This is a genomic window from Candidatus Delongbacteria bacterium (assembly GCA_041675285.1).
Taxonomy (GTDB): Bacteria; CAIWAD01; CAIWAD01; order CAIWAD01; family CAIWAD01; genus CAIWAD01.
The window spans coordinates 45798-70205 of sequence record JBAYTZ010000011.1; the positions used below are offsets into that span (position 1 = coordinate 45798).

A 24408-nucleotide genomic window follows, 5' to 3' on the forward strand; every position below is an offset into this window, starting at 1 on the left:
TTGGTCCGGTCTAGAAGTCCTGGCTCAGCCGCAGCACGACCTTGAGGAAGCTGTCCTCCCGGTCGCCCGCCCAGCTCTGCCAGTCCACGCGGCCGGCCAGCCCCAGGCCCTGGCGCAGGGTCCAGTCCAGCTCGCCGCCCAGGTCCAGGCGCGTGAAGGCGCCGCTCACTCCGCCCGTCTCGCTGCTGACGTCCTGGAACTGGGCGCGCAGTGCGCTCTTCAGCCGGCCCGCCAGCCAGTCGCGACCCAGGGCGCCGCGCAGGTTCCAGTAGCTGTAGTCCGTCATGCCGCGGTCATCGTAGTCGCTGCCGTAGATGGAGAAGCCGGCGTCCAGGCGCCAGCGCGGATCCAGGTTCACCTGCCAGCCCAGGCCCAGCTGGTTCGACGAGTAGCTGCGATCCAGCCGCAGCACGGCGTTCAGCGTGTCCCGCACTTGGCCCACGTCGTCGCCGTAGCCCTGGTTCAGCAGGCTCAGCGACCACTGGTGGCGCCGGTTCAGCCAGTCCAGCGAGCCCGACAGCCCCAGGCGAATCTGCTGCAGGCCGCCCTCGATGTGCTGGCTGGCGGCGTTGAGCTCGCTGGCCGGATCCGCGTCGTCCGCCAGGATCTCCAGCGCCTCGTTGGCCTCCTGCTGCTGCTCGAATCCCAGCCGCAGCTGGAGGTCGCGGCCCCGGGGATACCAGCCCAGACCCAGGTTGAACAGGCTGCGGGCCGTGGTGCCCACGGTCTCGTCGTACTGGCCGTCCAGGTTGTCCGAGGTCAGGCCGCCGCCCAGGTCCACGTAGAGCTGGTTCTGCAGCAGGCGCACGCGCTCGGTGACCCGCAGCTCCTGCTGGTCGGGGGTGAGGAAGCTGTTGCCCAGGCTGCGGTAAGCGCCGCCGATGCGCCGGAAGTCCAGCAGCAGGTCGTTGGGACCCGCGTTCCACTGCCAGTTGGAGGTCAGCGCCGTGGCCGTCAGCACGTCGCCGTCCGCCAGGTCCAGCGGCGAGAAGTACTGGTTGATGACGATGAGGTCCTCAAAGGAGCTGGGATCCGGCAGGTCGCCGGCGCCCAGGGTCTCCAGATCGTCCTTCGTCCAGGAGCCGCTGGAGATGTCCGTGTTGTGCAGGGCGAAGGCCACCTGGTTGCGGCCCGAGAAATGGCCGCGGAAGGCGTTGAAGTCCAGGCGCGCGCCCAGGCCCAGGTTGTCCTCGGGGCTCACCCGGGCCAGGCTGTCGCTGCCCCAGCTGCTGGGGGGCGTGGCGCGGATGCTGGCCTCGTCGTCCTTGACCTTGAGCAGGGTCAGGCCGCCTTCCAGCAGGCCGCCCCGGCGGCCCATCCGCAGGTCCAGGCTGTAGAGGTTGCGGGCGAAGGAGCCGGCGAATTCCACCGTGCCCGGCGCGCCGAAGAGCGGATCCCGGGCCTCCCGGGCGCGGCCGCCCACCACCCGCAGCCCGAACTGGCGGAACTCCAGCCCCAGCTCGCCGCCGCGCACGCGCGTGCCGGAGAGCAGCAGCGGGCTGTACTCGGGCTGGCGGTCGCCCACTCCCAGCAGCAGGCCCTTGTGGGTCAGGTCCAGGTTGAGGCGCGACTGGGGCTGCAGCTCGTCGGACTCCAGGTCCTGGCCGGAGAGCAGCACGCGGCCCTTCAGGTTCCAAGCCTCCTCGCCCCGCCCGCGCCAGGCGCGGAAGCGCAGCTGGCCGGCGTGGTAGCGCTGCCACTGCCCAGCCCCGCGCGAATCCAGGAAGTCCATGTTGAACTCTTCCCAAGCCGAGGCCTCGTAGCCCATCGCCACGGACTCGGCGCCCAGCACGGTCAGGTTCAGGCGCTGGGGCTGCAGTTCGCGGCCCTGCCGATCCTTCAGGCGCAGCTCCACGGCGTGGGGCCCGGCGGGAAGCTGGCCGCGCCAGGTGACCAGCCAGGGGTCGGCCTCCAGGTCGCCCGGGGCGGGCTGGCCGTCGATCCAGAGCGTGGAGGCGGCCAGGTCGACGGACTCGTCGGCGGCGGAAAAGGCCAGCAGGGTCTCCTCCCCCGGCGGCACGTCCAGGTCGCTCAGCAGGTTCACCAGCGCCAGTTCGGACTCTGGCGCCAGGGTCACGCGCCACTGGCCGCTGCCCGGCAGCTGGGTGTTCTCCTCGCCCGAGCGGATCTCGGCCCGGTAGGTCAGTTCCTGGCCTTCCAGCAAGTTGGCCGGCACCTCGAAGACCACGCGCCCGGCCCCCAGTTCGCTGGCGGCCAGCGTGCCCACGGAGCGCCCGTCCAGCTCCAGGTAGAGCAGGGCCGAGCCCGGCGTCACCAGGCCCTCGGGGTCGAGGAACTCCAGCCGCAGGGAGCGCGTCATGGGCGCCTGCACCGGTGCGAAGTGCGACCAGCGGGCCAGGGCCGGCTGGGCCGCGCCCAGCCACAGCAGGCCCAGGGTCAGGACCAGGCCGGCGGGACGGGAAAGGTTGGAGCGGAGACTCATGGTTCCCCTTTCACGTGTGAACCCGCAGCGCCTTGCGACGCCGCGGGTGATGGTGCGATGGTGTGCTGCGGCCGTCCGGGACGGCTACTCGTAGTACTCGATGATCAGCTCGCGCGTCTGGTCGCCGTCGGTGATGGGCATGACGATGCGCCTGAGCTCGCCGCGCTCCAGGCCCTGCTGGTCGTCGGGCGTGGTCTCGCGCACGTTGGAGTGGTCGCCGTCGGAAGAACCCGTGCGGCCCATCACGACGTCCACGCTCTCCCCCGTGCGCCGGGAGAGCAGCGCGACGATCCCCTCCTCGGTGATGATCTCTGTCAGCGCCGGATTGGTGCGCGTCCACCAGGCCGTGCCCTTGACCGAGGCCACGGAGGTGGGCGTGGCGATGCGGAACTCGCCCTGCTGGCGCGTCACCTTGCTCCAGAGGGTGCCCGTGCTCAACTCCACTTCCTTGTCCGTCCGGTTGCCCGCCCGCTTGGCGTGCAGGACCAGGTCGGTCTGGGGCGTGAGCTTGAGCTGGCTCTTGTCGTCGGTGAAGACCAGCACGGCCCGGCCGTCGGCCCCGGTGCGCACCCGGTCGCCGTCGTTCAGGCGGTCGCCCGTCTTCAGCGCCTTCTCGGTTTTGCCGCCGCCGGCGGCCAGGAAGACCTCGCCCGTGGCCTTCACCGTCACGGCCACGCTCTTGGCGGCCTCCGCGGCCCACGCGCCCGGACCCGCGCCCAGCAGCAGGGCCAGGGCCAGCACCCACGCGGCCAGCCGGCCGCCCTTGGTCGTCCTCATGCCGCGCCTCCTACTCGATGCGGATGGATGAAATGTTCAGCTCGCCGGAGGCGATGCGCTGCAGGATGCCCTCGAACTCCGCCAGGCTCACCGGCCGCCCGTCCACCAGGATGGTCCCGTTCAGCCGGTAATTCTCCAGCAGGTTGGCCAGGCCGGCCAGCTGGCTCGGGCTGAGGCCGCCCAGCAGGTTGTTCAGGCCCTGCTCCGGCGCGTCCCCGCCCTGGCTGAAGGTGAAGGTGCGGATGGCGCTGGCGAACTGCCGGCGACCCGAGGTCGTGTTCAGCACGGCCTCCACGTTCCAGACGTACTGCCGGCCGGTCTGCAGCGGCCGCGCAGAACCCAGCTCGCCGTAGATCACGCTGGTCTGGCCCGGCACCGTCGCCTGCCACATGGCCTCGCCCTCCAGGGCCTCCTGGGGGCTGCCGTGGCGCTCGCGGTCGAATTCGCAGACCTTGATCAAGTAGGTGGAGGCCCGGCCGCTCCAGCTGAAGACCGGCTCCGCCATGGACTGCACCGCGCCGTCCCAGGGCGATTGCAGGTCCACGCGGCGCGGGTCGTTGATGATGAAGGAGGACGAGGTGCTGACCGGGGGCAGCGCCGGCAGGACGGAGGTCACCGTCGCCGCCACCGTGTAGACGCCCGAGGGCAGCGCGTTGCCCGAGATCTGCTCCAGGAAGGCGTCGTTGAAGTCGCCCGAGCCGTTGAAGCCGGGCACCTGGTCGGCGCGGATCTGCGCCAGACTCCAGGGTCCCAGCTGGGACTCGCTCACCAGGATGTTGTTCACGTGGCCCTGGGCCAGCCAGGTGCCGCCGTAGCTCAGTTCGACGTCCAGGTTGTAGGTGCCCAGGGCCAGGTTGCTCACCTGCACGGTGATCTCCTGCCCCACGCCGCTCAAGTCGCCGCGGGGATCCAGGTCGCCCACGAAGTAGAGGTCGTAGGCCACGGGCAGGTTGATCTGGATCAGGGGTTGGGCCTGGGCCAGGCCGGCGGCTGCCAGCAGCAGTCCCAGCCAGAGCGCACGGGTGTTCATGTGTGGAATCTCCCGATTTGGACCGGCCGGGCGGGGCCTCCGCCACCGGAACACGGCCGACAGGATAACGAACTGCCGGCGGGCCCATGTGACGGCGCGCATCCGGCGCACGTGAGACAGCGGGCCGCCCGGCAGACGTCGGCAACCGGATCGGGGCTACTGGCGGATGAAGTCCTGGAAGAGGACCCGGTCCACCCCGCCGTCGCTCAGGAAGCGGTTCAAGGCGATGCTCAAGCTGTCCCGAATGGTCTCACGATAGGAAATGTCCGAGAGAGAATCTTCGTTCATGGAGCCCAGGTAACTGATCAGGTAATCGCGCATGAAGGGCGTGCGCTCCTCCAGTTCCTTGGCCAGTTCGGGGTTGTTGGGGTCGTACTCCAGCGACAGGCTGATCTTGAAGACGCGCCGGCCGGCGGAGCCCTTGGGGTTGATGATCAGGTCGGGAATGGCGTGCACGGCGCCGAACTCGTAGTTCTTCTCCTTCTTCTCGCCGTCCTCGCCCTTGCCGGACTCCTTCCCGTGGCCGGCCTTCTCGTCCTTGCCGTGCCCCTCCTCCACCTGCTCCGTGCCCGGGGCGGGAGTCGGGCTGGAGCCCAGCCACTGGATCAGGAAATAGACCAGGGCCCCCTGGATCACCAGCATGCCCAGGACCAGACCCACCTTCTTGACCATGATACACCTCTGCAAAGGACTGCGACCCGTCCCTCATCGGCAGCTTTGCCGGGAACTTGACCCGGGCTGGACTCTCGGTCGGCGCTCTCAACACGGAGGCACAGGGACACAGAGACACGGACAGGCTTTTAGCATTGTCTTGTCGAACGAAGTCGTGCAATCGGACCGCCAGCTCACTACCCGGCGCAAATCCAATTCCACTTCTCTCTCTGGGTCTCTGTGTCTCTGTGCCTCTGTGGTCAACTGGTCCCAAGGGCCTGTCACACCCCGAGCTGGATCCCCCGGAAGCGCGCCGGGCTGGAGCCGTGGCTCATCTCGGCGGTCTGGCCGGGCTGGCCCTTGCCGCAGTTGGCCACGCCCACCAGTTTCCATTCATCCGGCCCGCAGATGGCGTCGCAGGCGCCCCAGAAGACGGGCGTCATGCTCTGGTAGGTGGGGTTCTTCACCAGCCCCGTCACCTTGCCCTGCTTGACACGCCAGCCGATCTCGCAGCCGAACTGGAAGTTGAGACGCTGCTGGTCGATGCTCCAGCACTTGTTGGCGTCCATGATCACGCCGTCCTCCACCTCGCCCACCAGCTGCTCCCAGCTGTGGGTGCCGGGCATCAGCGAGAGGTTGTTGATGCGCGTGATCGGCAGGTGGAACCAGCCCTCGGCGCGGTTGCAGCCGCGGCTGCGCTCCTCGCCGATGCGCTGGGCCAGCTCGCGGTTGGTCATGTAGCCCTTGAGGATGCCCTCCTGGACGATGGGCCAGCGCTGCTGGCGCACGCCGTCGTCGTCGTAACCCTGGGTGGCCAGTCCGCCGGGCACGGTGCCGTCGGCGATCAGGTTGACGATGGGCGAGCCGTAGCGGAAGGTGCCCAGCTTGTCCGTGGTGGCGAAGCTGGTGCCCGCGTAGTTGGCCTCGTAGCCCAGCACGCGGTCCAGTTCGCTGGCGTGGCCCACGCTCTCGTGGATCTGCAGCACCAACTGCTGGGGCTTGAGGATCAGATCGAATACGCCGCTCGGGCACTGGGGCGCGGACAGGAGGGCGATGGCCTCCTCGCGCACGCGCTCGGCGTTGCCCACCAGGTCCAGGGCCAGGATCAGCTCCCAGCCCAGGCCCATGTACTGGCCGCCGTGGCTCATGGGATAGCTGCGCTCCTGGGCCTCGCCGTTCTCCACGGCCGTGGCCGTGTAGCCCGCGCCGCTGCGGATCAGGATCTGCTCGATGCGCGCGCCCTCCGAGGACGCGTAGTACTGGTGCTCGCGCAGGAAACTCATGGAGGCCGCGGCCTCCTTGATCCGCGGATCGGCGCGCAGCACGCGGTCGCAGGCCAGCAGCAGGCCCAGCTTGTCCTGCAGGCTGACGGTGAAGGGGTCGATCTGGATCGGCGTCTGCCAGAAGTCCTGCCAGGCCGGCTCCGGCGCCAGCTGGACGGATTCCCGGTTGAGCGTGGCGCTGGCCCGGGCGATGCGCACGGCCTCCACGGCCTTGCTGCGCAGCTCGGCGGGCTCCAGGCGGTTGGAGGAGGCGAAGCCCCAGGCGCCGCCGGCCAGCACGCGCACGCCGAAGCCCAGATCCTCGCTGTCCGTCAGGCCGGCCAGTTCGCCGTTGCGGGTCTGCACGACCTGACGGCGGGTGTTGACGATGCGGATGTCCGCGAAATCCGCGCCGGCGCCCTTGGCGGCGTCCAGCGCCAGGTTCAGCATGTCCTTCATATCAGAATCCGCTTTCGCTGGTGAAGTGGAAGTCCCGGATCTTCATGCCGGGAAGCACGAAACCGCCGCCGAAGAAGCCGCCGTGCAGGGCCTGGTCGCGGGTCACCGCCTCCACGTTGGAGAAGGCGTGGAACAGGCTCTCGGTGAAGCGCATGTTGCGCACCGGGTGGCTGATCTTCCCGTTCTCGATCAGGAACAGGCCGTCGCGCGTCATCCCGGTCAGCAGCATCTCGTTGCGGTCCTGGACGTTGGTGTAGTGCAGGTGCGTGACGAACAGGCCGCGCTCCGTGCCCGCCACCAGTTCGTCCAGGCTGGACTCGCCGGGCGCCACGATCAGGTTGCCCGGGAAGGGGCCGTGGGGATTGGGCCGCGGCAGGGCGTGGCCCGTGCTCACTTTGCCGGCCTGCTTGGCGGTCACGCGGTCGTGGACCGTGCCCTGGAACACGCCCTGCTCCACCAGCGGCACGCGCTGCCGCTCCAGGCCGTCGTAGTCGAAGGGCAGGCCGTCGGCCAGCGGGTGGCCGGCGTCGTCGGTCACGCTGAACAGGGGCGAGAACAGGCGCTGCCCGGCCTTGCCCGCCAGCGGGCTGGTGCCGGCCAGATCGTCCTGGGCGCCGAAGCCCAGCCAGTTGAGGAACATCACCAGGTCCGCCACCGCGGCGGGGGGCAGGATCACGGTCCAGGGGCCGGGCTGGGCGGGCTGCGGCGCCTGGGCGGCCCGGGCGATGCGGCAGGCCTCGCGGCTCAGGGCCTCGATGTCCAGCCCGCGGAAGGAGCGGGCCTGGCCCTCCGTCCAGCCCGAGGCGTCGGCGCCGTGGAAGGTGGTGGAGAAGCGCGCGCGGCTGCTCTGGTAGTGGCAGCGCAGCCCCTCGCTGTTGGCGATGGCCAGCTGGGTCCAGGCGTTGGTGAGGATGCCGCTGGCCTCGAAGCCCTCGGCGCGGGCCAGCTCGAAGGTGGCGGCCAGGCCCTGGGCCTTCTCCTCGGGACCCCAGGCGGCGGTCTCCGCATCCAGCACGTCACGCTCGGGCGTGGGGCAGGAGCCCACCAGGGGCAGCAGGTCCTTGGCGGGATCCTGCAGCGCGGCCACGCGCCGGGCGCTCTCCACCACGGCGCCCACTCCGGCGGCGTCCAGGCGGTTGGTCTGGGCCAGCCCCAGTCGGCCGCGCTCCACGAGGGTGACGTGCAGCAGGGCGTCCTGCTGGCTCAAGTTCTGTTGGATGCCGTTGTTGGCGAAGCGGGATAGTGCTTCGCCGCTGATCTCCAGGCGCAATTCGGCGCGATCCAGTCCCCGGCACTCGTCCAGGGTCCGCTCCAGGATCTCGTCGAGCTGCCGCTTTGTGTAGACACTCATGCGGTCCTCACAGGCTGTCACGTGAAGCGTCGGTCGGCTCCCCAGAGCCGGCGGCGGCGCGGAATATCCGTTGACCCGTTCTCGTCCGCCAGCGCGACCCCTTCCCTTGCGATAGGGAACTGCACGGGTTGCGCGTGACACGCTCGTCATCCCTCGGCTTGAGCGAGGCGAAGCCGATTCCCTTCCCTCGCGCCCCGCGGGGGAAGGCGCGACCCGGCAACGCCGGGGCGCGATGGGATGGGGGCGTGCCCATCACTCACTCCGGAGATCTCCGGGCTGGCATGTTTTCCACCTTTCTGCTTGCGCCAGAAAGGTGGAGCCAAAGAGGCGCTTTTTCTCAGCGGCCAGAGTCAGGCCACCTCACGGTGGCCTTCCGCTGGCCGGCGTTTGGGCTTCCTGTCTCCGTGCAGTTGGTTCCGCCTGACGGCGTCACCACCTGGTTTTGGTTCAGGCCTAAAGGCCTTCACCTCACACATCCGTGTCACATCACACATCCGTGTCACATCCGTCCGTGCGACCCCTTCCCCCGCGAAGTGGGGGAAGGACGGGATGGGGGGGAGAGCCTGAGGTTCGGCCATTCGTCACAATCCATCATCAAGGCGCCGAGTTGGTGATGCCCATCTCTTGTCACACGCCACTTCGAGCCTTGGCGTCTTCGTGCTGCACGTGCGCGCGGCCTCGCGTTGGAGTCCACCGCGGCAACACAATCGCCCTCTGTGCCTCTGTGCCTCTGTGGTGAAAGAGCCTATCCGTCGCTAAGGCCTAGCCACGGGTCCCGGGGCGGCCTCGGGCGCGGGCGCCCCCAGTTCCAGCGCCTTCTGCCAGAGCGCGTCGGCCTCCGCCTGGCGGCCCTGGCGCTGCCGCAGGTGCCCCAGGTGCTCCAGGATCTCCGGATCCAGCTGGCCGCGGCACAAGTCGTAGGCCCGCTGCAACTCCTCCTCCGCCGCCGCGTACTGACCGGCCTGGAACAGCAGCCAGCCCAGCGTGTCCCGGAAGGCCGGATTGCCCGGCTCCTCCGCCACCGCCTGGCGGGCCAGGTCCTGGGCCAGCCCGGGCTCGCGCCCTTCCAGCGCCAGCAGATAGGCGTAATTGTTCTTCAGCAGAGCGCCGGCCCCTTCGTCGCCCAGGGTTTCCAGGGCGCGGGCGTAGACGGCCAGGGATTCGTCGCGCCGCTCCTGGTTCTCCAGCAGAGCGGCCAGCCGCATCCAGACGGCGGGGTCCTCGGGCGTCACCTTCACCAGCAGGCGCAGGGTGGATTCGGCCTCGTCCAGCCGGCCGTTCTCCTCCAGGGCCACCTCCAGCAGGCTAAGCACGCCGGGATCCTCGGGGTCCAGCCGCCGGGCCTCGCGCAGCTGTCTGAGGGCCTCCTCGGGCAGTCCGTCCGCCAGGGCCAGGCGGCCCTCCATCAGCGGATAGAAGGCCTCCAGCGAATCCAGCGCCCGGCCGCGGCCGAGGGCGCGCCGCAGGCTCACCAGATCCTCCTGAAAGGCGGCCAGGCGGCAGCGGGCCAGCCAGGCGGCGGGCTCGCGCTCGGCCAGGCGCGAACTGTCGATCCAGGCCGCCACTGTGGAGGCGCGGCCAAAGCGGAAGGCGAAGGCCAGGGTCTGCTCCCAGAACAGGCGCGGGCGGATCTCGCGCCGCTCCCAGGCCGCGGCGTCCAGGGTCAGCAGCTGGCGGAAGCGCCGCTCCAGCTCCTGCTCGCGTTCCTGGGCCGCGCTGGCGGGCAGGTCCCGGCTGGAGTCCAGCAGCAGCTGGATGCGCAGGGCGGGCCGGATGCTGTCGGGGAGCTGGGCCAGGGCCTGGCGCAATTCGGGCAGACGCTCGGCGGCGTAGAGGCGGTCCAGCCAGAGCCCGCCCTCGGGTGTCGCCGGGGCGTGCTCCAGCAGCCAGTTGCCCGCCTCTTCCAGGGCCGTGCCGTCGGCGGTGAGCAGGGCCAGGCGGAACAGGGAGAGCCCCGCCACGCGCGGGGCCGCGGGCTGTTGCAGGGCGCGCCGGTAGACGGCCACGGCCTGGGGCAGATCCCCGCGCATCTCGGCCAGGCTGCCCTGCAGCACCAGCCGGTCCTGGAGGTTCTCGCCATCCGGCAGGGCCGGCAAGGCGGCGCCCGGCGTCGGGGGCCCGGGCTCGGCGTGCAGACCGGCGCGCAGGCTCGGCGCGCAGGCCTGAAACAGGAGGACCAGGAGCGGCAGGGTGAGCCAGCGCATCAGCGGCCGTCCCCCGTGGAGTCCGGCGCGGCCTGGCTGGCGACGGGCTTGTCCGGCTGGATCAGCCGCAGCACGTCGTTCTTCATCACCAGCACCATCACCAGCAGGAGCAGGATCATTCCCGCCTGCTGGATCCAGAGCTTGAGCTTGACCGGCAGCGGCCGGCGGATCACCGCCTCGATGGCGATGTAGACCAGGTGGCCGCCGTCCAGCACGGGAATGGGCAGGATGTTGAGGAAGCCGATGTTCACCGAGATGAAGGCCAGGAAGCTCAAGAAGACCGCCAAGCCGCCCCGGGCGCTCTGGCCGGACATCTGGGCGATGAGGATTGGTCCGCCCAGGTCCTTGAGGCCCGCCTGGCCCGTGACCAGCGCGGCGATGGTCTGGTAGGCCGTGACACACTCGGCGCCGGTGCGGGCCAGACCCGCCGCCAGGGCGCCCAGCGGACCCACGCGCTCCACCACCACGTCGGGTTCGATGCCGATCAGCCCCACCTTGCCCTTGCCCGGCTGGAGCGACTCCTGCGGCTTGACGAAGATCTGCAGGGTGTCCGGCGTGGAGGCGCGCAGCACGCGCAGCTCCACGCTCCGCCCGGGCCGCGCGTGGATGGCCCCGGCCAGGGACTCCCAGTCGGCCACCGGAGTCCCGTCCACGCTCAGCACGCGATCCCCCCCCTGCAGGCCGGCGGCCAGCGCGGGCATGTCGGGCCGCAGCCCGCCCAGCACGGCCTCCGGCGAGGGCCGGCCCACGCCCCAGAAGGCCGCGATGCAGGTGTAGAGCACGACGGCCAGGATGCCGTTCATCATCACGCCGGCGGAGATCACGAAGGCCTTCTGCCAGGTGCGTTTGGACATGAACTCGTCCGGCGCGCCCGTGATGGCGTCCTCGTCGTCCAGGCTCTCGTCCACCATGCCGGCCATCTTCACGTAGCCGCCCAGCGGGAACCAGGCCAGGCGGTACTCCGTGTCGCCCCGCCGGTGCTTCCAGAGGGCCGGCCCGAAGCCGATGGAAAAGGTGTCCACCCGGATGCCCGTCAGGCGCGCCGCGATGAAGTGGCCCCACTCGTGAACCAGGATGATGACTCCAATCACCACCACGAAGGACAGGGTCGTCAGCAGCACGTCGTATTCCTTGCTTGGGCCAGCGTCCGCGCCAGGGTGCGCGTGCGGCGGCGCGTCTCCGCATCCAGGTCGATCAGTTCATCCAGCCCGCTGTGGCCGCCGGAGTAGGCCGCCAGGGACTCCTCCACCAGGTCCACGATCTGCCCGAAGGCCAGACCGTCCTCGAGAAACAGCTCCACGGCCACCTCGTTGGCGGCGTTGAGCACGCAGGGCCAGCCCTCGCCCAGGCGCAGGGCCTCGCGGGCCAGGCCCAGCGAACGGAAGGTCGCCAGGTCCGGTTCCTCGAACTCCAGCCGGCCCAGCCGCGTCCAGTCGGGGCTCGCCATCTCCAGCCGCTCGTGCCGCGGCCAGCAGAGCGCGTAGAGGATCGGGATGCGCATGTCCGGCAGCCCCAGCTGGGCCTTCACGCTGTGGTCCCGGAACTCCACCATCGAGTGGATGATGGACTGCGGGTGGATCAGCACGCCGATGCGCTCCTCCGGCAGGTCGTAGAGCCAGGCCGCCTCGATGATCTCCAGCGCCTTGTTCATCATGGTGGCGCTGTCGATGGTGATCTTGGCCCCCATGGTCCAGGTGGGGTGGCGCAGGGCCTCCTCCCGGGTGGCGGCCCGGAAGCGCTCGCGGCTCCAGCCCCGGAAGGGCCCGCCGGAGGCGGTGAGCCAGATCCGCTCCAGGTCCTCCGGCTGCTCGCCCTGCAGGCACTGCAGGATGGCGCTGTGCTCGCTGTCCACGGGCAGGAAAACGGCCCCCAGGGCGCGGACTTCGCGCATCACGGCCTGGCCGGCGGTGACCAGCGGTTCCTTGTTGGCGAAGCAGATGCGCCGGCCGGCGCGCAGTCCGCGCATCAGCGGTTCCAGGCCCGCAGTGCCCAACAGGGCTGAGAACAGCGTATCCACGCCCGGCCGCTCGGGCAGTTCCACCAGGGCGGCGCGCCCGCTCAGCACCTCAATCCCCGTCTCCGCCAGCGCCTGGCGCAACAGCCCGGCGTGGGCCTCGTCCACGTGGACGAAGTCGGGCCGGAAGTCGCGGGCCTGCTCGGCCAGCCGCTCCCAGCGCTGTCCGGCGCTCAGGCCCACCACGCGGAAGCGCTCCGGATGCTGCCGGATCACGTCCAGGGTGGATTCACCGATGGAGCCCGTGGACCCCAGCAGCAGGATGCCATCGCGATTGGGCATCGAGCCTTTCTTTCTGGTTCCTGTTCGTTTCGCTCGTCATCCCCCGGCTCGACCGGGGGATCCCGTCATCTCGCCAGTCATCCACCGTCAATGGCCGGGCGCCTTGTTTTCCACCTTTCTGCTGGCGCCAGAAAGGTGGAGCCAAAGAGGCGCTTTTTCTCACCCGCCAGAGTCAGCCCGCCTCCCGGCGGGCTTCCGCTGGCGGCAGTTTGGCCTTCCTGCAACCGCGTAGTTGGTTCCGCTTGAAAGCGTCACCACCTGGTTCTGGTTCAGCCCGTTGGGCTTCACCTCACTCTACCTTGACCCGCAGTGTCTCACGTATTCACTGTGCTCTGTGACTCTGTGACTCTGTGTTACAGTCTTGAGAGGCTCCAAAGAACAGGCCGCCATTCTCTCCCCGGCCTAGAACAGGCTCAGCAGCACGCCCACCGTCATGGTGTTGTAGTCGCCCAGGGCGTACTCGGCGTTGACGCGCAGCAGCGGGAAGGGCGTGATGTTCACGCCGACCGCCAGGCGCGTGGCGTCGGAGTCCAGGCTGGTGCTGATCTTCTGCGGCGGGGCGGGGCTGGCCGGCGTGTAGGTGTACTCCAGGTCCGTGCTGCCCTTGAGCAGGCTGATGCCCGCGTAGGGCTCGAGGAAGATGAAGGACTTGGAGACGATCAGGTCCACGCCCGTGGTCGTGTTGGTCACGGACTCGCCGATCTTCAGTTGATTCCAGTCGCCCTGCACGCCGATGCGCGGCATCAGCAGCGGCACGTGGAAGAGCTCGTTCAATTCGAAGCGCAGGGAGGCCCCCAGCAGGCTGAGCTGGCCCACATCCTTATTGAACTCCAGGCTCATGTAGCGCGCGCCGACCTGCAGGCCCTTGATCAGGCCCTTGTTGGCCACCAGCATGGGCAGGCCTACGGCGCTCACGTCCGTCTGGTCCAGGATGGTGCCGGCGGCCGGATCCCCGCTGCTCACCGGAACCAGCAGCAGCTTGACGCCCAGGTCGAAGCCCGCCACGCCCTTGGAGCGCGCGCCGTGATAGGCGCCGCCGCCCGCCAGCAGCGTGGCCGCGTCGCCCAACGGCTGGGCGTAGTCCTGCACGCCCACGCCCACCGATTCCAGCAGGTCGTCGAAGCTCGTCGCGGCCCGGGCCGGGGCCAGGACCAGAGCGGACAGCAGTCCCGCCACCACGAATCGTGCCATCTTCATGTGTCCTCTCCCGTGCTTGGGGCCGGCGCGGCCACCAGCTTGTCCGTGTCGCCCAGCCGCGCTCCCGCCAGCCAGGCCTGGGCCGCCAGCCGCTTCCGGCCGGCGGGCATCAGTTCCAGAATCTCCAGTTCGCCGTCGCCGCAGGCCAGGTAGAGCCGCTTGGCCCGCACCTGCAGGCGTCCGGGTTCACCGGGCTCGGCCTGCGGCACCCGGCTCGTCCGCAGCACCTGCAGCGGCTGGCCGCGGAACAGGGCCAGGGCGCCGGGCTCGGGCGACAGGGCCCGCACGCGGTTGTGCAGGTGCGCCGCCGGCAGCGTGAAGTTAAGCAGCCGGTCCGCCGGACCCAGTTTGGGCGCCAGGGGAAACTCGCCCTCCGGCTGCCGACGGGGCAGGGCCCGCCGCTCCAGCACGGCGGCGACGCTGGCCGCCAGCAGCGGCGCCCCGGCGCGGCTCATGCGCTCGCGCAGTTCGCCCGCCGTTTCGTCCGGACCGATGCAGAGCTCCGTGGCGCCCAGGATCTCCCCCGTGTCCACGCCCTGTTCCAGCAGGAAGGTGGTCAGGCCCGTGGTGGCCTCGCCGTTCCAGAGCGCGCGTTCCACCGGGGCGGCGCCGCGGTAGGCGGGCAACAGGCTGCCGTGCAGGTTGATGGACCCCAGCCGGGGCACGGCGAGCAGAGAGGGGGGCAGGATGCGGTAGGCCACCACCACGAACAGGTCGGGGCGCAGCTCGGACAAGCGGTCGCGCAGGACCGGATCGCGCAGGCGGGCGGGGGTCTCCAGGGGCAGGCCCCGTGCCCGGGCGAAGGCGCTCACCGCCGTGGGCGTGAGCGTGCGCCCGCGACCGGCGGGCTGGTCCGGCCGCGAGAGCACCAGGACCACCTCGTGCCCCGCGTCCAGCAGGAGCTGCAGGGAGGGCAGCGCAAACTCCGGGCTGCCCATGAAGACCAGTCGTCCCATGTCGTTAGAGCCGGCCGCGTTGCTGGATCAGGGCCAGCCGGCGCTTGAGCGTGGCCTTGCGCGCCGGGCTGATCCGGTCCACGAAGAGCACGCCCTCCAAGTGGTCCAGCTCGTGCTGGATCACCCGCGCCTCGATGTCCTCGAACCACGCGTCCTGGGGGGTGCCGGCGAGATCCTGCCACTGCAGGCGGATGCGCTCCGGGCGCTCCACCTCCTCGCGGATCTCGGGGATGCTCAGGCAGCCTTCCTCCATCAGGCAGACGCCCTCGCTCTCCACGATGCGCGGATTGGCGAAGGCCATCAACTTGAGGGCCTCGCTGTCCTCATCCGGGATGCCCACCACCAGGAAGCGCAGCGAGAGCCCGATCTGCGGCGCCGCCAGGCCGATGCCCACGGCGTCCACCATCGTCTCGTACATCTGGTCGGCCAGCTCTTCGAGAGCCGGGCCGAACTGGGTCACGTCCGCCGCGCGCTTGCGCAACACAGGGTCGCCGATGATGCGGATCTCCAGCTCAGGGGACTCCGGCGTCATGCGGGCTCCTTTCTCCGGGATGGCTATTCGTCCCCGCCCCGGCGGCTGGCCACGGCCCCGCGGCTCAGCTCCACCACGGTGTTCTCCGCGATCTTGACCAGCACCACGTCCTCGCGGACTTCCTTCACCACGCCGTGCAGCCCGCCGCTGCTGATGACGCGGTCACCCTTCTTCAGGGCGTCCAGCATTTTCTGATGGTCCTTCTGACGCTTCTGCTGGGGGCGGATGATCAGGAAGTACATCACGGCGAACATGAGGCCGAAGGTCAGCAACATGCCGCCCATGGATCCACCCGCGGGCGCCTGGGCAAGAATCGGCATGGAAATCTCCGTTTGATTGGGGGTTTGTCCGCTCGGAAGGTAGCATGGGGCGGGCGCTGAGGGGAGCGCGCCCGGCAGTTTCGGCGCGGCCGGCCGGCCGGGGCCCGGACGGGCCGCACCCGCGCCGCCGCCGGAATTCAGGCGCGCAGCAGGTCCAGCAGGGTGGATGTCTCCTCCACCCGGGCAAACAACCCGTGCAGGGCGGCCAGGAAGGCGGCCTGCACCTGGGCCGCGGGCACGCCGCCCACCGGATCGCCCAGCGCCCGCGTGGCGCAGGCCTGTCCGGCCAGCCGCACGGCGAAACCCAGCTCCCAGGCGGCGCGCACGCTGGAATCCACGCACATGTGGGTCATCATGCCCGCCACCAGCAAAGGCGCGTCCGCCCGGGGCCGCAGCAGGGCCTCCAGTCCCGTGTCCCGGAAGCTGTTGGGCTGGTGCTTGACCACCACGGCCTCCCCGGGCCGCGGGGCCAGCGCCGGGTGGATTTCCGCGCCGGGCGTGCCGGGCAGGAAGAAGCCGGCGCCGGGCCTCAGGGAGAGATGCTGCACGTGGACCACGGGCCAACCGGCTTCCCGGGCCGCCGCCAGCAGGCGCCCGGCGTGCCCGAGGGCCGCCTCCGCCCCCTCCAGCTCACAGGCGCCGCCGGGGAAGTAGTCGTTCTGTAGATCGATGAGCAGCAGGGTGCCGGGCATGGAGCCTCCCGTCTTCAGTTCTCAGGGGCTGCGGCGGCGGGTGGCCCCAGCAGCCACTCCAGGGCCGGACCCACCCGCTGGCGCCAGGCGCGTTCGTGGTGTTCGTGGCCGGGGAAGAACAGGCTGAGCCGGCGCTCGGGCACGCTCCAGCCGCGGGCCGCCAGCAGGGAGTCCGCCCGGGCCTGGCCGGGGCCGTAGCCCGCGTCCAGGGTCTGGTCGCCGCGGTCGAAGTAGATCCGCTGCCCGCCGACCGGCGGCAGGAGCGCGGCCAGCCAGTTTTCCAGGTGGCTGCCGGCCAGGGTCCAGTGGGTGGACAGGCAGGCCGCGCCGCCGAAAGCCTCGGGATGGCGGCCCAGGGCTTCCAGGGAGAACAGCGCGCCCCGGCTGGAACCCAGCAGGAAGGTCTGCTCCGGCCCGCCCAGGGTGCGATAGCGCCGGTTCACGCGGGGGATCAGCTCGCCCACCAGCCCCTCCAGGTAGAGGTCGGAGACGGACGGGCCACCCTCCTGGGCGCAGAACTCCGCCTGCTCCGCCGGCGTGGCCAGATCGTAGAGGCTGCGGGGAGTGTACTCGCGGCGGCGCTGGGCCGTGTTGCCCACGGCGACCACGATCACGGGCCGCAGGCGCCCGGACTGGATCCCCGCCGCCAGCGCCTCGTCCAGGCCCCAGTCCACGCCGCTGAAGCTGCGGGCGGGGTCAAACAGGTTCTGCCCGTCCTGGGCGTAAAGCACGGGATAGCGCTCGCTGCTGGCGTCATAACCCGGCGGCAGCCAGACCTCCACCGGCCGGGGCAACAGGCCGGGCAGCCGCAGGCTGTCCAGGGACTCCAGCCGCCCCGAGTCGGCGGCGGGACTCGCCGTCGGCCGGCCGACCAGCAGCAGCAGCAGGATGAGAACGCGGGTGCGCATGGATCTCCCGGCTGGGAAGTGGCGGGGTTCCGGGCCTACTCGGGCGCGGAGTCCCCGTCCACCACGAAATCGGGGATGCCTTCGCGGATGGGGTAGACGCGGCCGCAGGCCGGGCAGCGGATCTCGTCGTCCCGGCTCCAGTCCAACTCTCCCTCGCAGGCCGGGCACTGGAAGAGGCCGCGCAGGTCCTCGGGGACGGGGTGGGGCTCGCTCATGGGCACTCCTCGGAACTTGGCCCGGCGGGACTCAACAGGGGGCGCAGGGCGGCGGGGATCCGCCGCGCACGCCGCCGGCCGTCCGCCGCCTCTTCCATGAAACAGTGGCGCGTCCAGCCCGAGTAGCAGAGCTCGGCGCCCCGCCGGATCTCGTAGACAATCTCGAATTGGATGGGCGAGAGCCGGCCGGCCACCGGGTGAGCGCGGAAGCCCGCCGCCAGCTCCAGCCAGTCGTCGTAGAGCGCGGCCCGGTGGTAGTCCACGTGCAGGGCCAGCACGGGCAGCCAGAGGCCGCCCGCCTCCAGCTCGCGGTAGCACTGGCCGCTCTGGCGCAGCAGCTCGGTGCGGGCCTCGTCGAACCAGACCGCGGCGTGGGCGTGGTAGGCGAAGCGCATCTGGTCCGTCTCGCCGTAGCGCACGCGGACCCGTCCCACCGGCGTCAGGGCCGGTTCAGGCATCGAAGACCCCCATGGCCTCGTACTTGGCCACCCGCTGGTCCACCAGCACGGCGGGGTCCAGGGCCTCCAGCACGTCCAGATGCCGCACGATGGCCTCCTTCAGGCTCATGGCCGCGTTGTCCGGATCGCGGTGCGCTCCGCCCAGGGGCTCGGGGACGATCTCGTCGATCACCTTCAGCTGCAGCAGATTGGGGGCCGTCAACTTCATGGCCTCCGCCGCGTCCTGGGCCCGCCCCGCGTCGCGGAACAGGATGGACGCGCAGCCCTCGGGGCTGATCACCGAGTAGATGGCGTGCTCGAGCATCAGGATCCGGTCGCCCACCGCCAGGGCCAGCGCGCCGCCGGAGCCGCCCTCGCCGATGATCACGGTGAGGATGGGCACGCGCAGGCGGGCCATCTCGAAGAGGTTGCGCGCGATGGCCTCGGCCTGGCCGCGGGCCTCGGCGCCCAGGCCCGGGTAGGCGCCCGGCGTGTCCACGAGCGTCACCACCGGACGCCCGAAGCGCTCGGCGGTCTGCATCACGCGCAGGGCCTTGCGGTAGCCCTCAGGTTGCGGCATGCCGAAGTTGCGATAGATGTTGCCCTTGGTGTCGCGGCCCTTCTGGTGGCCGATGATCGCCACGCTGCGCCCGCCCAGCCGGCCGAAACCCGCCACGATGGCGTGGTCGTCGCCGAAGGCCCGGTCGCCGTGCAGCTCCTCGAAGTCGCCGACGATGCGCTCCAGGTAGTCCAGCGTGAAGGGGCGCTGGGGATGCCGGGCCAGCTGGACGGTCTGCCAGCAGCTCAAGTGGCCGTAGACCTCGCCCTTCAGGCGCGCCAGCTTCTCCTCCATCCCGGCGATCTCGCTGCGCATGTCCATGCCCGTGGAGTGGGACAGGCTGCGCATCTCGTCCAGTTGCCGCTCCAGGGCGGCGATGGGCTTCTCGAATTCCAGCGGGATCGGTTGTGCCATGTCGACCTCAAATGCGGCCCAGCAGGGCCCTCAGTTTCAGTTTCCAGACCATCCAGATGGCCTCGCGCACGATGGCCCGGTTCATCTTGCTGGTGCCCTGATGCCGGTCCACGAAGACGATGGGGACCTCCAGCATGGCCAGGCCCTTGCGCCAGACCATGAACTTGACCTCCACCTGGAAGCTGTAGCCGTTGCTGTGAATCCGCTCCAGATCCAGCTGCTGCAGCGTGGAGCGGCGGAAGCACGTGAAGCCCGCGGTGGGGTCGCGCACCGGCATGCCCGTGATCCAGCGCGTGTAGAGGCTGGCGCCATAGCTGAGCAGCAGGCGCGAGAGCGGCCAGTTGACCACGTTGACGCCGGTCTTGTAGCGGCTGCCGATCACCAGGTCGTGGTCCTCGATGGCCGTCAGGAAGACCGGCAGCACGCCGGGATCGTGGGAGAAGTCGGCGTCCATCTCGCAGATGGCGTCGTAGCCGCGCTCGATGGCCCAGCGGAACCCCGTCACGTAGGCCGAACCCAGCCCCAGCTTGCCCGGCCGGTGCAGCACGTGGACGCGCGGCTCCCGGGCCGCCAGGCCGTCGGCCAGCCCGCCGGTGCCGTCGGGACTGCCGTCGTCCACCACCAGGACTTCCAGCCGCGGGTCCTGGACCAGCACCTGGGCCACCAGGGCTTCCAGGTTCTCGGCCTCGTTGTAGGTGGGCACGATGACCAGGGCGCGCTCGGGTCTCATCGGGATTCCTCGTTGGTCCGGCCGGAGCCGGCGCTGCCTGTCGTTCCGCGGACCGTGGGGCTGCCGCCCTGGCGCCACCAGCTCTCCAGCGCCGTCCCGATATCGGGAAAGCGCAGGCCCAGCGCGGCCTCCGTCTCGTCCACCCGTAGGCCGCCGCGCAGGGGCCGCGGCGCGGCCTGGCCCAGCTCGGCGCTTAGGATGGGCCGCACCAGCTGCGCGTCCGCCCCCAGCAGACCGGCCAGCCGCAGGGCCATGGCGTGGCGCGACTCCTGCCCGCGGGCCGCCGCGTGATACAGACCCGTGGCCCGCAGATCCAGCGCCCGGCGCAGGGCCAGGGCCAGGTCGCCGGCCCAGCAGCAGTTGCCCAGCTGGTCGGTGACCACGCGGATCGGCCGCCCAGCCAGCAGTTCGCCCGCGGCCCACTCGAAGAAGTCGGGCTTGAGCCGCTCGCCCCGCCCGAACAGCACGATGGTCCGCACGACGGCGGCGGGCAGGCCCGAGCCGCGCACCAGATTCTCCGCCGCCAGCTTGCTGCGGGCGTAGACGCCCCGGGCGTGGGGCGCGTCCGTCGGCGCGTAGGGTCCGCGCGTGCCGTCGAACACGTAATCCGTCGAGACCTGACCCAGCCAGGCGCCGTGGGCGCGGCAGACGGCCAGCAGGCCGCGCACCAGATCCACGTTGGCCCGCCAGCAGGCCTCGCGCTCGCGCTCCGCCTGATCCACCTGGGTGTAGGCGGCGGCGTTGAGCACGGCCGTGGGGCGAAATCCGGCGGCCAGTTCCAGCCAGGCCGCCGCGCCGCGTCCGGTCAGCCGAACATAGCGCAGGCCCGGCGCCGCGGGCGGGCCCTGCTCTTCCACGCCCACGCCCAGCACGTCGCAGTCCGGCACGAGGAGCGGCAGCAAGTGCTGGCCCAGCCGGCCGTTGCAGCCCGTCAACAGAACGCGCGGCCGGCCACGGCCGGGTGCGGCGGACAGGGTCACGAAAGCCGGGCGCCGGCGGCCATGAACTCGTCCAGGCGGCCGGCCAGGGCGGGATCGCCCAGCGAAAGGATGCGCGCCGCCAGCACGGCGGCGTTGATCGCCCCGGCCTTGCCCACCGCCAGCGTGGCCACGGGAATCCCCGCCGGCATCTGCACGGTGGACAGCAGCGCGTCCAGCCCGCCCAGCGGCGAGGCGTCCAGCGGCACGCCGATCACAGGCAGGCTGCTGCGCGAGGCCACCACGCCCGCCAGGTGGGCGGCCATCCCGGCCCCGCAGACAATGACGGCCACGCCCCGCGCCCGGGCGCCGGCGGCCAGCTGGCCCGTGCGCTCGGGGTTGCGGTGGGCGCTGGAAACTAGGATCTCCACTTCCAGCCCGAAGTGCGCGTAATAGGGCAGGGAGGCCTCGAAGACCGCGCGGTCGCTTTCGGAACCCATCAGGATCAGGACCTGGGCACTCATCATTCTTCCAGTTCTTCGGGTTGCAGGGGTCCGATGGCCTTGCCCTCGGCGTCGGTGCCGGCGAAGGTGGCCACCAGTTGGCTGAGCTGGTGCAGGAAGGGCGACTTGGGACCGCCCGGATTCAGCACCGCCGCGTCAATATAGAATGTCCTCCCTTGGGGCAGACCGGCCGCGCCGGGCACGTGGACGGCGTAGAGCAGGAAGGGACCGCCCCCCACGTAGGCGTCGGTGCCCCAGATGCCCTCCAGCAGCGTGGCCTCCAGCCCGTTGATCCGCACCGTGCTGAACCGGCTGTGGCCGGCCTCGGGGAAGTCCTTGTCCCAGAACAGGCGGCCCAGCCGGGTGCGCACCGTGCGCAGGCCTTCCTCCGTCAGCCGCAGGCTGTCCGGCCCCTCGCTCCAGTGCACGGTGATCCAGCGGTCGGGGTTCAGGCGCCGCAGCCGGATGAAGGGCGGCTGTTCCACGCCCTGGACCACGAACCAGTCCGGCGGGATGCTCAGGCGGAAGCCGCAGGCCAGGGCCAGGCTGTCCTCCAGGGCCTTCTGCAGCCGCGCGCTGCGGTAGCCCTCGCGCTCCGCCGCCTGCTCGTGCTCCAGGAACTGGGCCCGCACTTCGGCGGTGCGCTCCAGGGCCTGGCGCTGGAAGCTCTCCGGCGTGGGCGCCGCCAGGATCAGCAGCAGCTGGTCGCGCGCGAAGGCCTCGGGCTTGCGGAACAGGAAGGCCTCCTCCTTGCGGATGCGGTCCTGCACGCCGGCGCCCAGCAGGTTCTCCAGGAAGCGTCCCACCGGACCCTCCGCCGGCCCGTCCACCGCGATGAGCAGGTTGCGCCGGGACAGGTAGAGGTCCAGTTGGGCCGGATCCGCCCAGCGCCAGGCCAGCCGGGACTCGGGCAGCAGGGTCATCCACTGGTCGGCGAACAGACTGTCCAGGACCGGGGCCAGGGCCGCGTGGCGTGTGCTGTCCGCCAGCACCATGATCTCGTAGCGCTCGCCCTCAGAGCGCGGCCGCGTGCAGGCTGCCGCCAACAGGAGCAGAAGCGCGAGCAGCAGGCCCGGCGTCCGCCTTGCGAATCGGTTCATCTCACTCTCCCTCTTGGGGCAGGCGCGCTTCGGCGGGAGCCGTCGCCGCCTGCAGGCCCAGTTCGCCGGCCAGGGCCCGCAGCCGCGGGCCGTCCAGCCCGGAGCCCAGGGCCTGGCCCAGCAACTCCGCCGCCCCGGCAGGTCCGAAGACCCGGGCCCGGAACTCCACCCAGTCCGCCATCCGGCCGTCCAGCCCCAGCGGCGCGTTGGGCACCTGCAGGGACTGGGAGTGCAGGCGGTCCGCCTCCTGCATCAACTGCCGGGCCTGCTCGGCCTGCCCGCCCTCCAGGCTGGCCTGGCCCGTGAGTTCGAAGATCCGCGCCAGCAGGCCGATGGCCGCGGCCTGGCCGAAAGCGCGGTTCTCGCCCTGCTTGAGGGCGGCGTCGGCCTCCTCCAGCAGGGCCACCGCGGCGTCCCGCGCCCCCTGGGGATTGCCCTCTTCCAGCAGCGCGGCCGCCCGGGCCAGGCGCGCGTCCGCCGTGGCCGGGTTCGCCGCCAGCTCGCTCTTCAGGCGGGCCAGCCCGGCCTCCAGGGCCGCGGGGTCCGTCTTGCGCAGGATGTGGATTTCCTCGTGGTCGTAGTAGCGCAGGCTGAATTCCGCCGGCTCGTCGTCGATGGGCACGCCCAGCACGCGGGGCCGGCTCTGGAAGACCGTGTCGGTGACGAAGCCCAGCCGGCCGGCGAACAGCTCTTCGTAGAAGCGGCGCTCGGCGGGATAACGCGTGCTGCGCTCGTAGCCCAGCTTGCGGTTGGACTCGAGGATCGCCGCCCAGTCCACCTGGCGCAGCCGGTCCACCAGGAAGTCCAGCTTCTCGGCCTCCGTACAGCCCGTGGCCCGGTAGACCGTGGGGATTTCCAGGCAGACGTTGCGGTAGCGCGGCATGTGGATCACGGGCTTGATGGAGTTGGCGCTGCGCTCGTGCAGCAGGCGCGCCCCGTCCGGCAAGTGGGCGGCCAGCCAGCGGCCGGCGGAGATCCGGCTGTCCTCCCGCCCGTGGACGGAGGCCAGCGCCGCGGTCCAGGCCAGCGCGGGCAGCGCCACGGCCAGGATCAGCAGCAGGGCGGCGGCGCGCGTCAGCCGGCCGCGGGCCAGGCGCAGCAGGTCCACGCAGAGCACGGCGGCGCCCAGGGCCAGCAGGGGCAGGAAGGGCAGGGCGTAGCGCATGAACAGCACCTTGGCCCCGGCGGTGAGCAGCAGGCCCGGCACGAACCAGGCCAGCAGCAGCCAATCCGCCGGGCGACGCCGCCAGATGGCCCAGAGGATTCCAGCCAGCCCGCCCAGCAGCAGGGTCGGCCCCGCCGCCCACCAGAGCACGTTGCCCAGCAGGAAGGAGAAGGGCCGGATGTCCTCGAACTGGATCTGGAAGGGGTAGAAGAAGTCGCCGCGCACGTTGTGCAGGATGTGCACGAGCCCGAAGGCGTTGTCGGCGAACAGGAAGCTCCGCCAGTCCAGCAGGGCGTAGGGGTTGAGCAGGAAGAACACGCCCAGAGTGAGCGCCCCGGCGGCCAGCAGGTGCGGGCCGAACAGGCGCCGGCCCAGGCTGGCCATGCGCGCGCCGGCGCCGCTGGGCCAGGGCTCGCGGACCAGCTCGGCGGCGATGAGCGGCAGCACCACCAGCACGGCGTTGATCTTGGTGGAGACCGCCAGGCCCGCTGCCACGGCGGCCAGCAGCAGGTCGCTCCAGCGGAAGGTCCGGGCCAGGCGCGCGCTGTGGGCGAAGCTCCAGAGCGTGAAGAAGAGCATGGGCATGTCCACGGTGCCGAAGCGCCCGCTCTGGGCGTGAAAGGCCGCGCCCGCCAGCAGCAGGGCCGCCAGCCGGGCCACGGCGCGCCCGTGCAGGCTCAAGGCCGCCCAGTAGAGCAGACCAATGCAGCCCAGCCCCAAGAGCGCGGTCAGCCAGCGCACGGCCAGCCAGGTGGCCTTAAAGGAGACGGGATCCTCCTCGTCGAAGGCCCTCACGCCGCCGCCCAGGGCGCGCGCCTTCACCACGAGCGTGTGCAGGTAGATGGTGGTGGCGCCGTAGAGGCTGTAGTCCACCTTCTCGCCGTAGAGTTCGCCCGTGGGGCGCCAGGAGTCGCTCTGGGTGAAGTTCTTGGCCGCGCGGATGTTGGAGTTCTCGTCCGGGTGGAAGGCGAAGAAGTGGCCGGGACCGCCACTCTCCGCAGGGGCGGGGTTGAAGTCCGTCCAGCCCCAGTCCAGGCCGTTCAGGCGCCAGAGGGCCGCCAGCAGCAGCACCAGCACCAGCACCAGATCCAGCCGCAGTGTCCGACGGCCCAGTCGCAGCGTCGCCAGGCCCTGCTTCCACTCATCGCGCATCGCTTGCCCCATCCGTTACAGGCCGTCACAATCTCACGCTCACCACGAAGAACACGAAGCCGGGAGAAGCGCGGGAAGAGGAGGTCGAGTCTGGATTCAGCGCACATCGACTGGTCCAGTTGTCGCCCACGTCGGAGA

General features: G+C 70.8%; 23 protein-coding genes. All 23 read right to left on the reverse strand.

The features are described from left to right. Window positions 1–10 precede the first annotated feature (10 nt). The 23 genes from WC326_11405 to WC326_11515 all read right to left on the reverse strand — a co-directional run bounded on the left by WC326_11405 (window position 11) and on the right by WC326_11515 (window position 24270). Entirely contained in the window at window positions 11–2443 is a 2433-nt protein-coding gene (locus WC326_11405; GenBank protein ID MFA7331666.1) for a hypothetical protein, read from the reverse strand. 84 nt (window positions 2444–2527) lie between these two features. Then, window positions 2528–3220: a FecR family protein gene (locus tag WC326_11410; GenBank protein MFA7331667.1), complete on the reverse strand. Its 693-nt coding sequence runs from the start codon at window positions 3218–3220 to the stop codon at window positions 2528–2530. Between the two features lie 10 nt (window positions 3221–3230). Then, entirely contained in the window at window positions 3231–4250 is a 1020-nt protein-coding gene (locus WC326_11415) for a hypothetical protein (GenBank protein MFA7331668.1), read from the reverse strand. A gap of 156 nt (window positions 4251–4406) precedes the next feature. Then, window positions 4407–4922, reverse strand: a complete 516-nt coding sequence (locus WC326_11420) for a flagellar basal body-associated FliL family protein (GenBank protein ID MFA7331669.1) — start codon at window positions 4920–4922, stop codon at window positions 4407–4409. A gap of 260 nt (window positions 4923–5182) precedes the next feature. After that, window positions 5183–6622: a TldD/PmbA family protein gene (locus WC326_11425; protein MFA7331670.1), complete on the reverse strand. Its 1440-nt coding sequence runs from the start codon at window positions 6620–6622 to the stop codon at window positions 5183–5185. Between the two features lies 1 nt (window position 6623). After that, window positions 6624–7973: a TldD/PmbA family protein gene (locus WC326_11430; GenBank protein ID MFA7331671.1), complete on the reverse strand. Its 1350-nt coding sequence runs from the start codon at window positions 7971–7973 to the stop codon at window positions 6624–6626. 755 nt (window positions 7974–8728) lie between these two features. Next, window positions 8729–10177: a tetratricopeptide repeat protein gene (locus WC326_11435; protein ID MFA7331672.1), complete on the reverse strand. Its 1449-nt coding sequence runs from the start codon at window positions 10175–10177 to the stop codon at window positions 8729–8731. Then, a complete protein-coding gene (gene rseP, locus WC326_11440) occupies window positions 10177–11298 on the reverse strand; it encodes an RIP metalloprotease RseP (protein MFA7331673.1) in 1122 nt (373 codons plus the stop codon). The genes WC326_11435 and rseP overlap by 1 nt, the downstream gene beginning before the upstream one ends. Continuing rightward, window positions 11289–12473 (reverse strand): 1-deoxy-D-xylulose-5-phosphate reductoisomerase, encoded by a 1185-nt coding sequence (dxr, locus tag WC326_11445; protein MFA7331674.1) that lies wholly within the window; start codon window positions 12471–12473, stop codon window positions 11289–11291. Before dxr ends, rseP begins: the two co-directional genes overlap by 10 nt. 402 nt (window positions 12474–12875) lie before the next feature. Continuing rightward, complete coding sequence (locus WC326_11450) at window positions 12876–13670, reverse strand: DUF6588 family protein (GenBank protein MFA7331675.1); 795 nt, start codon at window positions 13668–13670, stop codon at window positions 12876–12878. Further along, the gene (gene fmt / locus WC326_11455; GenBank protein MFA7331676.1) at window positions 13667–14626 is read right to left on the reverse strand and encodes a methionyl-tRNA formyltransferase; all 960 of its coding nucleotides are present in this window, start codon (window positions 14624–14626) and stop codon (window positions 13667–13669) included. Before fmt ends, WC326_11450 begins: the two co-directional genes overlap by 4 nt. Before the next feature lie 4 nt (window positions 14627–14630). Continuing rightward, window positions 14631–15158, reverse strand: coding sequence for a peptide deformylase (gene def, locus WC326_11460; protein ID MFA7331677.1), 528 nt, complete (start codon window positions 15156–15158; stop codon window positions 14631–14633). A gap of 23 nt (window positions 15159–15181) precedes the next feature. Then, a complete protein-coding gene (yajC, locus tag WC326_11465; GenBank protein MFA7331678.1) occupies window positions 15182–15478 on the reverse strand; it encodes a preprotein translocase subunit YajC in 297 nt (98 codons plus the stop codon). A 137-nt stretch (window positions 15479–15615) separates the two neighbouring features. Continuing rightward, window positions 15616–16170: a cysteine hydrolase family protein gene (locus tag WC326_11470; GenBank protein MFA7331679.1), complete on the reverse strand. Its 555-nt coding sequence runs from the start codon at window positions 16168–16170 to the stop codon at window positions 15616–15618. A 14-nt stretch (window positions 16171–16184) separates the two neighbouring features. Next, window positions 16185–17078 (reverse strand): alpha/beta hydrolase-fold protein, encoded by an 894-nt coding sequence (locus WC326_11475; GenBank protein MFA7331680.1) that lies wholly within the window; start codon window positions 17076–17078, stop codon window positions 16185–16187. A 35-nt stretch (window positions 17079–17113) separates the two neighbouring features. Further along, window positions 17114–17293 (reverse strand): Trm112 family protein, encoded by a 180-nt coding sequence (locus WC326_11480; GenBank protein MFA7331681.1) that lies wholly within the window; start codon window positions 17291–17293, stop codon window positions 17114–17116. Next, window positions 17290–17751 carry a thioesterase family protein gene (locus tag WC326_11485; GenBank protein ID MFA7331682.1) on the reverse strand — a complete coding sequence of 154 codons (462 nt, stop codon included), beginning with the start codon at window positions 17749–17751 and terminating at the stop codon, window positions 17290–17292. Before WC326_11485 ends, WC326_11480 begins: the two co-directional genes overlap by 4 nt. Further along, entirely contained in the window at window positions 17744–18703 is a 960-nt protein-coding gene (locus WC326_11490; protein ID MFA7331683.1) for an acetyl-CoA carboxylase carboxyltransferase subunit alpha, read from the reverse strand. Before WC326_11490 ends, WC326_11485 begins: the two co-directional genes overlap by 8 nt. 7 nt (window positions 18704–18710) lie before the next feature. Further along, complete coding sequence (locus WC326_11495) at window positions 18711–19433, reverse strand: polyprenol monophosphomannose synthase (protein ID MFA7331684.1); 723 nt, start codon at window positions 19431–19433, stop codon at window positions 18711–18713. Continuing rightward, window positions 19430–20413, reverse strand: coding sequence for an SDR family oxidoreductase (locus WC326_11500; GenBank protein MFA7331685.1), 984 nt, complete (start codon window positions 20411–20413; stop codon window positions 19430–19432). The genes WC326_11495 and WC326_11500 overlap by 4 nt, the downstream gene beginning before the upstream one ends. After that, the gene (gene purE / locus WC326_11505) at window positions 20410–20874 is read right to left on the reverse strand and encodes a 5-(carboxyamino)imidazole ribonucleotide mutase (GenBank protein MFA7331686.1); all 465 of its coding nucleotides are present in this window, start codon (window positions 20872–20874) and stop codon (window positions 20410–20412) included. Before purE ends, WC326_11500 begins: the two co-directional genes overlap by 4 nt. Further along, entirely contained in the window at window positions 20874–21953 is a 1080-nt protein-coding gene (locus WC326_11510; protein ID MFA7331687.1) for a DUF4837 family protein, read from the reverse strand. Before WC326_11510 ends, purE begins: the two co-directional genes overlap by 1 nt. 1 nt (window position 21954) lies before the next feature. Continuing rightward, window positions 21955–24270: a phospholipid carrier-dependent glycosyltransferase gene (locus tag WC326_11515; protein MFA7331688.1), complete on the reverse strand. Its 2316-nt coding sequence runs from the start codon at window positions 24268–24270 to the stop codon at window positions 21955–21957. Between the last annotated feature and the right edge of the window lie 138 nt (window positions 24271–24408).